Source organism: Sphingomonas sp. DC5200-1, assembly GCF_049897245.1.
Classification (GTDB): domain Bacteria; phylum Pseudomonadota; class Alphaproteobacteria; order Sphingomonadales; family Sphingomonadaceae; genus Sphingomonas; species Sphingomonas aquatilis.
The window spans coordinates 40,635-52,996 of the sequence record NZ_JAFCVW010000009.1; the positions used below are offsets into that span (position 1 = coordinate 40,635).

Annotated in this window: 16 protein-coding genes; all 16 read left to right on the forward strand. The window is 67.0% G+C overall.

Annotation, left to right across the window (positions count from 1 at the left end; translation table 11 throughout):
- The first annotated feature begins 112 nt into the window (after positions 1-112).
- The 16 genes from ACP7A3_RS16905 to trbC are packed head-to-tail and all read left to right on the forward strand — an operon-like array spanning position 113 to position 12,360.
- The gene (locus ACP7A3_RS16905; protein ID WP_425336694.1) at positions 113-367 is read left to right on the forward strand and encodes a hypothetical protein; all 255 of its coding nucleotides are present in this window, start codon (positions 113-115) and stop codon (positions 365-367) included.
- Between the two features lie 40 nt (positions 368-407).
- Positions 408-692: a type IV conjugative transfer system protein TraL gene (traL, locus tag ACP7A3_RS16910; RefSeq protein ID WP_007406330.1), complete on the forward strand. Its 285-nt coding sequence runs from the start codon at positions 408-410 to the stop codon at positions 690-692.
- Positions 693-1,280: a type IV conjugative transfer system protein TraE gene (locus ACP7A3_RS16915; protein ID WP_064312054.1), complete on the forward strand. Its 588-nt coding sequence runs from the start codon at positions 693-695 to the stop codon at positions 1,278-1,280.
- Positions 1,277-2,089: a type-F conjugative transfer system secretin TraK gene (locus tag ACP7A3_RS16920; protein ID WP_007406304.1), complete on the forward strand. Its 813-nt coding sequence runs from the start codon at positions 1,277-1,279 to the stop codon at positions 2,087-2,089. The genes ACP7A3_RS16915 and ACP7A3_RS16920 overlap by 4 nt, the downstream gene beginning before the upstream one ends.
- On the forward strand, positions 2,086-3,408 hold the full coding sequence (locus ACP7A3_RS16925; RefSeq protein WP_277286806.1) for a TraB/VirB10 family protein: 1,323 nt from the start codon (positions 2,086-2,088) through the stop codon (positions 3,406-3,408). The genes ACP7A3_RS16920 and ACP7A3_RS16925 overlap by 4 nt, the downstream gene beginning before the upstream one ends.
- 20 nt (positions 3,409-3,428) lie before the next feature.
- Positions 3,429-4,241, forward strand: coding sequence for a DsbC family protein (locus tag ACP7A3_RS16930; RefSeq protein ID WP_277286805.1), 813 nt, complete (start codon positions 3,429-3,431; stop codon positions 4,239-4,241).
- Positions 4,238-5,023 carry a conjugal transfer protein gene (locus ACP7A3_RS16935; protein WP_024310623.1) on the forward strand — a complete coding sequence of 262 codons (786 nt, stop codon included), beginning with the start codon at positions 4,238-4,240 and terminating at the stop codon, positions 5,021-5,023. The genes ACP7A3_RS16930 and ACP7A3_RS16935 overlap by 4 nt, the downstream gene beginning before the upstream one ends.
- A 5-nt stretch (positions 5,024-5,028) precedes the next feature.
- A complete protein-coding gene (traC, locus tag ACP7A3_RS16940; RefSeq protein ID WP_007406319.1) occupies positions 5,029-7,593 on the forward strand; it encodes a type IV secretion system protein TraC in 2,565 nt (854 codons plus the stop codon).
- Complete coding sequence (locus ACP7A3_RS16945) at positions 7,590-7,964, forward strand: hypothetical protein (protein ID WP_024310622.1); 375 nt, start codon at positions 7,590-7,592, stop codon at positions 7,962-7,964. The genes traC and ACP7A3_RS16945 overlap by 4 nt, the downstream gene beginning before the upstream one ends.
- Positions 7,957-8,637, forward strand: a complete 681-nt coding sequence (locus ACP7A3_RS16950; RefSeq protein ID WP_063686908.1) for a TrbI F-type domain-containing protein — start codon at positions 7,957-7,959, stop codon at positions 8,635-8,637. The genes ACP7A3_RS16945 and ACP7A3_RS16950 overlap by 8 nt, the downstream gene beginning before the upstream one ends.
- A complete protein-coding gene (locus ACP7A3_RS16955; protein WP_024310620.1) occupies positions 8,621-9,214 on the forward strand; it encodes a S26 family signal peptidase in 594 nt (197 codons plus the stop codon). The genes ACP7A3_RS16950 and ACP7A3_RS16955 overlap by 17 nt, the downstream gene beginning before the upstream one ends.
- Positions 9,211-9,870 (forward strand): type-F conjugative transfer system protein TraW, encoded by a 660-nt coding sequence (gene traW / locus ACP7A3_RS16960; RefSeq protein WP_024310619.1) that lies wholly within the window; start codon positions 9,211-9,213, stop codon positions 9,868-9,870. Before ACP7A3_RS16955 ends, traW begins: the two co-directional genes overlap by 4 nt.
- Positions 9,867-10,154, forward strand: a complete 288-nt coding sequence (locus ACP7A3_RS16965) for a hypothetical protein (RefSeq protein WP_007406328.1) — start codon at positions 9,867-9,869, stop codon at positions 10,152-10,154. The genes traW and ACP7A3_RS16965 overlap by 4 nt, the downstream gene beginning before the upstream one ends.
- Positions 10,151-10,597, forward strand: a complete 447-nt coding sequence (locus tag ACP7A3_RS16970; RefSeq protein WP_007406338.1) for a hypothetical protein — start codon at positions 10,151-10,153, stop codon at positions 10,595-10,597. Before ACP7A3_RS16965 ends, ACP7A3_RS16970 begins: the two co-directional genes overlap by 4 nt.
- Positions 10,594-11,607 carry a conjugal transfer pilus assembly protein TraU gene (traU, locus tag ACP7A3_RS16975; RefSeq protein WP_066282719.1) on the forward strand — a complete coding sequence of 338 codons (1,014 nt, stop codon included), beginning with the start codon at positions 10,594-10,596 and terminating at the stop codon, positions 11,605-11,607. The genes ACP7A3_RS16970 and traU overlap by 4 nt, the downstream gene beginning before the upstream one ends.
- Positions 11,608-11,616: 9 nt before the next feature.
- A complete protein-coding gene (gene trbC / locus ACP7A3_RS16980; RefSeq protein WP_066674860.1) occupies positions 11,617-12,360 on the forward strand; it encodes a type-F conjugative transfer system pilin assembly protein TrbC in 744 nt (247 codons plus the stop codon).
- The last annotated feature ends 2 nt before the right edge of the window (positions 12,361-12,362 follow it).

Below are 12,362 nucleotides of genomic sequence, written 5' to 3' on the forward strand. Positions count from 1 at the left end.
GGGAGACGACGCGCTTGTGCTTCGTCTTCCAAGGGGAAAGAGCATGTCTGCACTTTCAATGCCGAAGGGTGGCCAGATCAATGGTGTCCTTCTCGGCCTGGCGATCATCGCGATGTTGATGGTCCTGGGCGCGTCGGCGGCGTTCGCCGGCACCGACACGACGTTCAATACCGCGCTGACGAAGTTCACGGACTTCCTCGAGGGCTCGGGCGGCAAGATCATCACCGTCATGAGCCTCGCGGGCGGCATCGTCGCGCTGGCGTCGGGCCGCTTCAGCCTGGGCCAGGTGGCCGTTCCCGTCGCCGTCGGCGTCGGCGCGGGCACGGGTATCCCGATCGTCACCTCGACCGTCACCGCGACGATCTGAGGCGTCGGCTGGATCAACCGCTGGGAGGGCGGCTTAGCTTATGGACCGGTACACCATCCCTTCGCATCTCGACGACCCGGAGCTGATCGGCTTCTGGACGCTGGACGAGTTCCTCGCGATGGCGATCCCCTTCATCTGGGGGATCCTGTCGCAGCACGTCGTGATCGGACTGATGGTCTCGTTGCTCGGCTGGTGGGGTTTTCGGAAACTCAAAGCCGGCAAGGCCACGTCGTGGATTCTCCACATGGCCTACTGGCACCTGCCGTCGAGTTTTACCGGGCTGAAGGCGACACCGCCCTCCCACCTTCGCGTGATGGTGGGCTAAATGGATTATTCTGTCGGTCTCGCGCAGTCGCAGCGCGTCCTCAAGCAGCGCAACATGCTCGGCATCGTCGCGCTGGTCCTCGCGGGCCTCGTGGTGCTGCTGTTCCTGGTCGGCGCGACCCGTGACCGGGAGATCGTCCTGCAGCCGATCGTCCGCTCCCCGCTGACGCTGTCGTCGAGCGGGGTCAGCGAGCAGTATCTGGAGATGGTCACGCGCGACACCGCGCTGATGACGCTCAACCGCTCGCCCGAAAATCTCGAATACTGGATGGACTCGATCCTGGCGATCGCCACGCCGGAAGCACATGGTTCGCTCAAGCGCGACCTGATGAAGATCCTCAACGAGCAGCGCGGATCGAGCATCAGCCAGTATTTCACGCTCGCCGGCATGAAGGTCGACACCGAGAAACTGACCTCGGAAGTGACCGGCACGCTGCACACCGTCGTCGGCTCGAAGTCGGTCACCGCCGAGCCGAAGACGTTCCGCTTCTATTGGGCGTATCGCGGCCTGACCCTCCAGCTCAAGGGCTTCGGGATGGTCACCAAGGCCGACAAGGACGCCGCGGCAACCATCGGAGACGACGCATGACCGCCTGGGTCGCAGTCGGGCTGATCGGGGGCGGGACCGCCTTCGCATCGCGCCTGTGTTCGCTATCGCGCCTGATCGGGGCGGGGATGATCGTGGCGGGCGGCGTGGTCCTCGCCGCGCCGGCCTTCGCCGACGAGCATGTGCTGGCAAAGGACAACAGCGAGGTCGCCTGCACGATGTCGAAGTCGGGGCTGACCCGCGTCAGCCTCAAGGACGATCGCTTCGCCAGCGTCTCGAAGCTGACCACCGGGGTCGATACCGACGATTTCACCGTGGTCAATGAACCGACCCGGGGCGACATCTATGTGTCGGTCCCGGAAGCCTATTCGCGGCCGAACGTGTCGTTCTTCGGCACGACGTCGAAGGGTTATGTGTACAAATTCTCGTGCCGGCTCGCCGGCGACGACGCGCAGCAGGTGTTCGTCGAGAACAAGGATATCGGTGGCGCCGCGGAAACGCAGGTCGCGGCCGTCGCGGCATCGCCGCAGGAGGCGTCCGCCACGCTGGTCCAGGCGATGTTCCAGTCCGCGCCGCTCGAAGGGTTCGAGGTCAGGCCCGCGGTCACCGACCCGGTGATGATTGGCTCGCTCAAGGTCCAGATGGTCGCCGAGTATCGCGGCGCCAGCCTCGCAGGCCGCACGCTCAGGATCGAGAACCGGGGCAAGGTTCCGGTCGCGCTGGGCGAGGGAACGATCGCACCGTCGAACGCGATCGCGGTCTCGGTCGCCAACCCCAACCTCAAGCCCGGTGAAGCCACCACCGCCTATATCGTCACGCCTTCGGGCCTCGCCAACGGAGTGCGGCCATGAGCCTCAAGGACATCTTCCAGCGTAACCGTGCCAAGCAGCTCGATACCGAGCCGGAGGAGGACGGGGACAGCGAGCTGATGGCCGGCAACGATGCCGTCCGCAAGAAGCAGCTGCTCTACCTCGGCTGTGGTGGCGCCGTCGCGCTGGTGCTGGGCTCCTGGTACGTCATGGGCGACGATGCCAAGCTGAAGCCGGTCGGCACCGACGGGAAGGAGGTGAAGATCACCACCGACGACATGGTCAACCGGAACATGTCGCAGCGTGAATGGCAGGCCGCATCCGAAGCGCAGATGCAGTCGATCAACAATCAGCTGAAGGGCGTCGACGGCCAGCGCGCGCAGATGGAGCAGTTGCAGGCGCAGATCGCCGCGCTCCAGGGCGAGAAGCAGTCGATGGCGAGCGATGGCCAGCGGGTCATGAGCGCCTATCAGCAGGAGAACGACCAGCTTCGCCAGCAGATCGCGCAGCGTAACGCCGCGCCGGCCGCGCCGGCTCCGACGCAGATGTATGGCCCCGGCCAGCCCAATTACCGCACTCCCGGCGCGCCGATGACGGCGGGCGAGGCGGCAGCGGCTGCGGTGTCGCAGTCGCGCTCGATCAAGCTGGTGTCGTTCGAGGGCGGCCCCTCGGGCACCGCGACTCGGATCTCGGGTGGCACGACCAGCTACACCGACAGCCCCAATTACCTGCCGCCCAACTCGATCGCGAAGGCGAAGGTCATCGTCGGCGTCGACGCCTCGGCGGGGGTGCAGTCGCAGACCGATCCGCTGCCGGTGATCCTGCGCATCACCGGCCCGGCGCGCTCGGTCTACCAGAACGGCAAGCTGCTCACGACGCGGATCGAAGGCTGCGTCATCAACGGCGCGGCGCGCGGCGATCTCTCTTCCGAGAAGGTCTATGTGAAGCTGCAGCGGATGACCTGTCCGCAGGCCAATGGCCGGTTCGCGGTGTCGGACGTGAAGGGCTTCATCAGCTTCGCCGGCAAGACCGGCGTGCGCGGCCGTGTCGTCAGTCGCGAGGGCTCCTTGGCGATGCAAGCTTTCTTTGCCGGGCTTGTAGGTGGTGCAGGCAATGCGCTGAACACTGCCTTCAACCAGCCACTCGCAACCTTCGAGACAGACGGCAAAGGAGGGATCAATCGCACCCCGAGCATCGGCAACGTCGGTTTGCGCGCTTTGGGCGGCGGCGCCGACCAGAGCGGTCGAACAGTTTCCAAATACCTGATCGAGCGCGCCGAACAGTACCAGCCCATCATCGAGATGCCGACCGGCATCGATGTCGAGATCGTCTTCCTCGAAGGCGTCTTCATCCAGAACTGAGCCCGGAAGGAGGCGGTCACATGGCAAATACTATCATGATCGGCGCGATGGCGGGGGCGGCGATGCTGCTGACCGGCTCGGCCGAAGCGCCGATCGGCGCGCAGGTCCAGGTCGCGCTGCAGAAGCGGCTTCCCAAGACCAAGGTCGATGCGATCGACTGCTCCAAGGTCGACGGGCTGTGCGAGGTCGTGGCGGGTGCGAACTTGTTCTACGTCGACAAGTCGGCGCGCTATCTCGTCATCGGCCGCGTCTATGACATGGAGACGCGGCAGGATCTGACCGCCGCCAAGCTGCTCGCGCTCAATCCCGATATGCTGGTGGGCGGCGCGGCAAAGGCCAATGCCACGGCCGATGCGCCCGAGGCCGGCGCGGCGAGGGCGGGTGCGCGCGTCACGACCCAGCCCGCTGTCGCCCGCACGCTCGATGTGACGCGGCTGTCGAGCAAGGGTGCGATCGTGTGGGGTTCGGGCACGCAGACGGTCACCGTCTTCTCCGATTTCCACTGCGGCTACTGCCGCGCGCTCAGTCAGGCGCTCGAGACGATGAACGTGCGCGTCATCGAGCGCCCGATCTCGGTGCTGGGAAGCCGCGAGATCGCCGAGCAGGTGCTGTGCGCCCGCGATCGTCATGCGGCGGTCCGCGCGGCCTATGCGCAGAACCCGGTCCCGGCAGGCGCGAAGTGCGACACCAGCGGTCTCGATGAGAACGAGGCGTTCGCCAGGGCGCACGGCATCAACGGAACGCCCGTCATCGTCCGCTCCGACGGGGCGGTGATCGAGGGCTTCAAGCCCAAGGCCCAGCTCGTCGAATGGTTGAAGGGAGCCAAGTCGTGACCCGATCCGTGATCCGCCTGCCGGCCTGCCCGGTTTCCGACTATCGCCCGCACGCCCGCGCCAAGCGTATCGCCGCGCTGGCGATGACCGCGAGCCTGGGACTGCTCGCCAGCTGTACGACGCTGGGCACCAACATCTCGGGCAAGTTCGCGTGCGGCGCGCCCGAGGGTGGCAGCTGCTCGCCGGCGACCGTCATCGATGACAAGGCGCTGGCCGAGATCACCGGCGACAGCGGCTATCATCCGGCAGGCCCGTACCAGGCACCCGCGCGCAACAGCGGGGGAACGCAGCGGATCGCCTATGCCTCGACGCCGGTGCCGGCGCAGGCGGCGGGGGTCGGGCCGCAGAAGGTGTTGCGGATCGTGTTCCCCTCGCATGTCGACGCGGCTGGGCGCTTCCACGAGACCGCGGTCGTGCAGGCGGTGGTCGACAACGGCCAGTGGCTGGCGGCGACCGACGGCCACGGTTCGGCGCTTGCCGCGACGCAGACGCTCAACGTCAGCCCCGAGATCCTCTCGCAGCTCGGCGCGCCGATCGCCGCGCTTCCCCCGGTGCCCGCCGAGGTCGCGCAGGTCGCCGCCCCGGCAGCGGCCGCAGGTGCGGCGAGCGCGGTCGGCGCACCAAGTGCGGCAGCGGTCGCGGCCGCGCGGGCCAGGGCGCGCGACGCGGCTGCTGGCAAGGGTGTGCCGATCGCCGCGACGCAGAAGCCGGCTTCGCCCGAACTCGCGTCGAGCACGCCGGGTAACCGCCCAGCGACCTTCTCGCCGCGCGTGGAGGACTGATCGTCATGGCGAAGACCGGCTTCATAGCCCGCCTGCTCGGCGATACGCGCGCACCCGACCAGGGAACACCCTCGCATGGCGCGCCGATGCTGTCGCAGTGGCTGCCGTATCGCAGCTACGACGCGCGGCACGACCTGTTCTACCAGACCGACAGCATCGCGTTCGCGCTGGAACTCGCGCCGCTCATGGGTGCGGACGAGCGCACCGGGGAGATCATCGCGCAGATGCTGTCCGAGAGCGTCCCGCCCAGCGCGCGGGTCCAGCTGCTCGCATTCCAGAGCCCGCGTGTGGGCGCGCTGATCGCGCAATATGCGCTGCCGCGCTACAAGGCGGGCGGCATCCATCGCAAGATCGCCGAGCGGCGGTCGGCGTTCCTGCGTCACGGCGCATGGGTATCGATGTCGAAGGACGGACCGTTCCACGTCCGCAACCATCGCATCTTCCTGTCGGTCTCGATCCGTAGCGGGAAGGCGACACCGGAGGAGCTGACCGGCGTCCGCGACAGCATCGTCTCGACGCTGCAGTCGATCGACATGCCGGCAACCCGGCTGAAGCCGGTCGATCTGATCGCGCTGATCGACGACATCACCGCGCCGGCGTTCGACGTCTCCGACCACGTCTCGGAATATTCAGAACTCGATCCGATCGCCGACCAATGCGTGCGGCGCGACGTCCAGACCGTCGTCCAGGCCGACCGCCTGCTGGTATCGGTCGAGCCGCTGCGCGCGGTGACGAACCTGTCGGGCGAGACGCAGTATCAGGAGATCCGGCCCGACACGTTCGACTATCGCTTCTTCTCGGTCAGGAACCTGCCGAACCGCTGGGCGCCGTGGGACGTGCAGAAGCTGATCGGCGACATGTTCTCCGACAAGCTGCGCCCGGGGTGCCCGACTCTCACGTCGCTATGCCTGTGCTACCAGGACGAACAGGCCGCCTCGTCTAAGGCCGGTTACAAGTTCATGCGTACGTCGAGCCTGGCGGACTCGAAGTCGGCGCGGCTGCTCCCGCAGCTGAAGGACCAGAGCCGCGAATGGGAGCATGTCACCCAGGAGCTGCGTCTCGGCAAGAAGCTGGTGCAGGCCTATTATGCGGTAGGCATCATCAGCCCGAAGGGGCAGGGGGACGCTAACGAGCGCACCGTCAAGTCGATGTACAAGGCGGCCGGGTGGGACCTGCTCGACGAGCGGTTCCTCCAGATCATGGCGTTCATGTCGTGTCTGCCGATGACGCTCGGCAACGGGCTCGACAGCGACCTGAAGCGCATGAAGCGGCTGCGCACGATGCTGACCTCGACCGCGGCGAATATGCTGCCGATCCAGGGCGAGTATCTCGGCGGGCATCTGCCGCACCTGATGTTCATCGGGCGGCGCGGCCAGCCCTTCTTCTGGTCGCCGTTCGAGAACAAGGCCGGCAACCACAATGTCGCGGTGTTCGGCAAGTCCGGCTCGGGCAAGTCGGTCGCGCTGCAGGAGCTGTGCGCGGCGTTCGCCGGCGTGGGCGCCAAGATCATCGTGATCGATGACGGCCGCTCGTTCGAGCATATGGCCAAGAGCCTGGGCGGCAACTTCGTCGAGTTTCGCCTGCGCGACGGGTTCAGCCTCAATCCGTTCTCGATGATCGACGAGACGCTGGTGGCGCAGGACGAGGATTATCTCGTCGACGCGCTGGCGATGCTCAAGTCGATCATCGGGCAGATGGGCCGTCACATCGACAAGCTCAACGACACCGAGCGCGGTCTGATCGATCGTGCGGTCAACCAGGTGTGGGAGGCCAAGGGCAGGGGAGGGTGCGTCGACGACGTGATCGAGGCGCTCGGCTCCGACGGCTCTGTGCAGGGGACGGATCTCGCGATCGCGATGTTCCCGTTCTCGGGAAAGGGCACCTACGGCAGCTTCTTCACCGGTGAGGCGTCGGTGGACATGTCGAACGCGCTGACGGTGTTCGAACTCTCGGACCTGTCGAGCCGCGAGGAACTGCGCTCGGTCGTGCTGACCGCGATCATGTTCATGTCGTCGCAGACGATGCGCCGGATGGACCGCCAGATCCCCAAGGCGCTGCTGATCGACGAGGCGTGGCAGATGCTGCGCGGCGGGTCGATGGCCGATTTCGTCGAGACCTACAGCCGAACCTGCCGCAAATATGGCGCCTCGCTCATCACCGCGACGCAGAGCCTCAACGACTATTACAAGTCGGAAGGGAGCCTCGCGGCGCTGGAGAACTCCGACTGGTCGGTCATCCTGATGCAGAAGCCCGACACGATCTCGGACTTCCAGAAGCACGGCCGCTTCGACATGGACCCCTACACCGAAAGCCTGCTGCGTTCGCTGAAGCGCAACGGCGCGGAATATTCCGACATCCTCATCAAGGGGCCGGAATCGATGGCGGTCGGGCGGCTCGTCCTCGATAAATATTCGGCGACGCTCTATTCCTCCAGCCCGCAGACCTTCGCCGATATCGAGCATCTGATCGACCTCGGCTGTTCGATGGACGAGGCGATCGAACGCGTCGCCTTCCCCGAGGAATATCGCGACAATCCTCCGGGCGAGCCCTGGGTGGAGGCGGCGGAATGAACGCCTTCACGCACGAGCGCGACTGGCGTACGCCGACCGCGACCGACTGGAAACGCACGGGCACGCGCGCGATCGGCGACGCCTGCTACATCCTGTTGCGGGTGTCGGGCTGGATGGCGATGACGCTGCTCGCGACCTTCGGCGTCGCGATCCTGTTCTTCCTGATGCTAGGCGACTTCACCGCGCTCGGCTTCTTCTCGCAGGTCGCCAACCTCGGCACGCGCTTCGTCGCGGCCGACCAGGCACGCCGCGCGGCGTTCGGCGACCAGCTGTTCGTCGTGTGGCTGGTCGCGTTCGGCATCGTCGCCGTGACCCGCGTGCGCCTGCTCGGCGCGATCATCACTTCCACGAAAGGCCCCCGTCATGGTTGATGTTCTCGATCGTCCCGAGGTCGCGTCCGCGGCGGTGCAACCGTCCGCTCCGGCCCCGGCACCCCGTGATGACGCTGCCGGTGCGGCACCGCGCCGTCCGGTCGCGGACAAGGTGGATCGCCGCAAGCCGCAGGGCCTGCCCGTCATCGCCTATGTCGCGGTCGCGCTGGCGGTCGCGGTACTGCTCTGGGGGGCGTGGGTGACCAAGCATCTCCTTGCCCCGCCCGCGACCGTGCCGATGGCGAGCGTCCGGCTCGAAGGCATCGTCTCGGAATATGTCCAGGCGCAGAGCCACAGTAACGGCCAGCCCCAACAGGTGGCCGCGCAGACCCAGGCCTTCATGTCCGCGCTCGACGACGAGATGAAGAAGGTCGGCGCGAGCGGCACCACCGTCCTCGTCGGCGAGGCGGTCCTCTCGAAGAACGTCCCCGATATCACCGACCAGATCCGCCGCGCGGTCTTCGCGCGCGTGCCGCTCCCCGCGGCCGCGCCGAACACCCCGGCCGGTCCCGCGGTCGGTGCGATGCTTCCCCAAGTCTCCGGGAACGTCGCGCCGGCCGCGCCAGGGGCGGCGGTCCCGACCGCTTCGCCGTTCGGGCCTGCGCCGGTCTCGCCGGTCGAGGCGACGGTCACCCAGTCCGCGCCGGGAGGGGTCGATGGCAGCGGCAACTGAGGCGCTGGCGCGGGTCGGTCATGCGGCTCCCACGGCGGTTGACGTCGCCGGGGACCGCGCGGCCCGCAAGGCGCTGATCGTCAAGCGGGTCCGCCAGTGGAGCGCGGTCGCGCTGCTCGGGATCGTGTGGGGCGGCTACAACTCGATCGCCGCGTGGCGCGAGACGCACGCCTTCATGATAAACGCGAGCGAGAGTCTCCCCAACTGGGCGTTCTTCATCCAGCGCGGCCGCGTGCCCGCCAAGGGCGACTATGTGTTCTTCGCGCCGCCCGAGGGCGAGCTGGTGCGCCGCCACTTCGGACCGGATTCGGGACCGTTCGGCAAGCGCGTGATCGGCGAGGCCGGGGCGCTGGTCGAGCATCGCGGGAAATGGGTCTATGTCGACGGCGTCCGCGTCGCGCACATGAAGCCGCGCTCGCGCTTCGGCGAGGTGCTGACGCCGGGACCGGTCGGGCGCGTTCCCGAGGGCTGCTATTATGTCGGCACCGCACACCCCGACGGGTTCGACAGCCGCTACGGCGAGATCGGCTTTGCCTGCGCGAAGCAGATCATCGGCACCGGGACGCCGATCCTGTGATCCGGCGCGCGGGCCTTTTCGGCGGAACCCTGGGCGTGGCGCTGGTCGCCTCGTCGTCCTGGCCGATCGTGCAGGGCGCGCTCGCAAAGGATCACGGCGTGATGGGCCAGACCTGGGCGATCGCCGAGCCGGATCTGCTGGCGACGATCGATACCCGGCTGAAGACGCTGCAGGCCAATGGCGGCATCGAGCGCATGCAGACGGCGCTGCGTGAAAAAACCGAGGAACGTGTCCGCAACCCGATCCCCGTCGCCGGCATCGGCGCGGTGCGCGAGAGCCGCAGCTGGACGTTCGACCCGACGATCGTGCTCGATCAGGACATCCAGGACCAGAAGGGCCGGCTCGTCGCGCGCGCCGGGCAGCGGGTCAATCCGCTGTCGTTCGTCGCGATGAAGACCGACCTCGTGTTTATCGACGGCCGCGACGATGCGCAGGTCGACTGGGCGCTGAAGCGGTGGACCGCGCAGAATGCCAAGATCATCTTCGTCGCCGGCTCGCCGTTCAACCGCATGGGCGAGAAGAAGCGCCGCTTCTTCTTCGACCAGCAGGGCAAGCTCACCAGCCATTTCGGGATCGCGCGCGTCCCCGCCGTGGTCGAACCGGCGGGCCAGGTGCTCAAGATCAGCGAGATCGAGATGTCGGGAGCGGGCGCATGATGTGGCTCGATATTCTCAGGACGCCGATGGCCGCGCCCGAGACGCCGGCCCTCAAGGCGATGCGGCTCGCGATCCTGTGGTCGGCGATCGGGCTGGCGATCGCCATCTGCGCGTTGCAGCCGCTGCGCGCGGTGCTCGGCGCCGGGGCAGGGGGCGCGCTTGCCGGACTGGTGCTGGCGCTGGTCGTGCTGGTGCCGGTGTATGTGATCGCCAAGAACCGGGCCGATAACGCTTTCCTTGACGCAAGCCTCGCGGCGCAGCCGGACGGGGAGGGCAGGGCATGACGACTGAGCGCATCAGCCTGATCGCGCGCTACGCGCTTCTGTGTGTCGCGGCAGTCGGCTTCGGGTGGACATATGTTCTCGCCATATTCGCGCTGTTCCCGGCCTGGATGTTCTTTCCCGTCGTCGCCTTGTCGATGGTCGTATCGATCGCGACCGTGGCGTTGCTCTCGAGCGTCCCTGCGCTGCTGTTCCTGTCCCGCGTGCATTGCGAGATCGAGTCCCTCGTACGAAGGCTTCTCGGGGGCCGTGCCGATCCGGTGACCGCCGCGTCGATCGGAAACGAAATCGATGTCGTCCTTGCCGAAAGCGGGCGGACGATATCGGTTGGCAAACGCCGTGCGCTGGTGCGCGCGCTGGCCGATCAGTCGATAAGCTTCGATGGACGCGACCGCGCCCGGATGGTGCCCCTGGTCATCGCTTTCTCCGAGGAGCCCGGCGCATGATCCGCCGCCTGCTCACCCTGCTCGGCATGATCGCCGCGTTCGCGCTGCTGCCGGCGCCGGCGAGCGCGCTCCCGGCCAACTGCACCGGCAAGTTCGTCAACCCGATCACCGACGTCTGCTGGTCGTGCCTGTTCCCGCTGTCGGTGGGCGGCGCGCACATCTGGCCGGGGAGCCGACCCGATACCAAGAACCCAAGCCTGCCGGTCTGTGCGTGCGGTTCGCCGATCCCGCGCATCGGCATCTCGATCGGCTTCTGGGAACCGGCGCGGCTCGTCGATGTGACCACCAAGCCGTGGTGCTTCCCGAATCTCGGCGGACTTCGCCTCAATCCGGGGCTCGATATCGGGCAGGGCCAGTATACCGGGCCGAAGATCGCGGGCGGTACGACCCAGAACAGCGCCAACTGGCAGGCGCATTATTACGTCTACCCGCTGCTCTACTGGATGGAGATCCTGACCGACTTCCTGTGTTTCGAGCAAGCCTCGTTCGACGTCGCCTATATGACCGAGATCGATCCGCTCTGGAACGACGACGTGCTGACCACGCTCATCAATCCCGAGGTCGCGCTGTTCAACAATCCGATCGCGGTCGCCGCCTGCGCGGCCGACTGCGTCGCGGCGAGCGCGAAGCTGCCGATCGACCCGATGTTCTGGTGCTCGGGCTGCAACGGCTCGATGTTCCCGATGAACGGCAATATCGCGGCGCATAATTCGCCGGTCCAGTCCTCGCGCCTCGCGGCCGAGCGGCTCCTGTTCAAGATGCACCGGCAGGGGCTGGCCTGGGGCACCGCTGGATCGAAGGCGCTCTGCAACAAGTACGTCATGCCGATCCTGAAGAAGTCGCAATACCGCATCCAGATGACCAACCCGACGCCCACGGTGAGCGGCAAATATGCCTGCTCGCCGATCGGCGCGACGACGCTCCCGCCCGACGCGGGCCGGGCCTTCCCCGTCAAGGGCGAGGACTTCGGCTACCTGCTCTGGCGCAAGCGCAACTGCTGCATGCTGTGAGGACCTGACATGAAGAAGCTCCTCCTTTCCGCGCTGGCCATCGCCTCGATCGGCACCGGCTGCGCCGTTCTCGCCCAGACCGTCGAGGGGCTCGATCTCGACGCGATCCGCGCGCGATCGGCCAAGTCCGAACAGGACGCGACCGCGCTAGTGAACGAGGTGGAGCGGCGCGGCGACGCGTTCCGCAAGGATGCGCAGACCGTGCAGGCGGTCGCGCTGGAGCAGATGCGCACGATCGACAAGGCGAGCCTGCCCAGGGGGCCGGCGGGTGCGGTCGACTTCGACGAGATGATCCACGCCGCGTCCGCCAACCTCAAGGAGAACCAGGGCACTGCGCCGCAGTTCATGGTGTTCGTGTCCACCTCGATGCCCGAACAGGCGCTGAAGCGGATCATCGCCGATACCTCGGCCGCTGGCGGTGTCGTGGTGTTCCGGGGCTTCCCCGGTAATTCGGGGAAGGCGTTCATCGCCGCGCTCTCCAGGGTGGTCGAGAAGGACCAGCAGTTCGCCTCGATCGGGATCGACCCGCGCCTGTTCCGCGCGTTCGACGTGACCGCGGTCCCGACGATGGTGGTCTCGTCGAGCGATTTCACGCCGTGCGACGGCCTCACATGCAAGACGACGCCGCCTCCGTTCGATCGCATCGAGGGCAATGTCACGGTGCGCTACGCGCTGGAGACGTTCGCGGGCGAGAACGGTCCCGGCGCGCTGGTCGCGCGGACCGCGCTCGCCAACCTCGGCCGGAATCCCTGAAC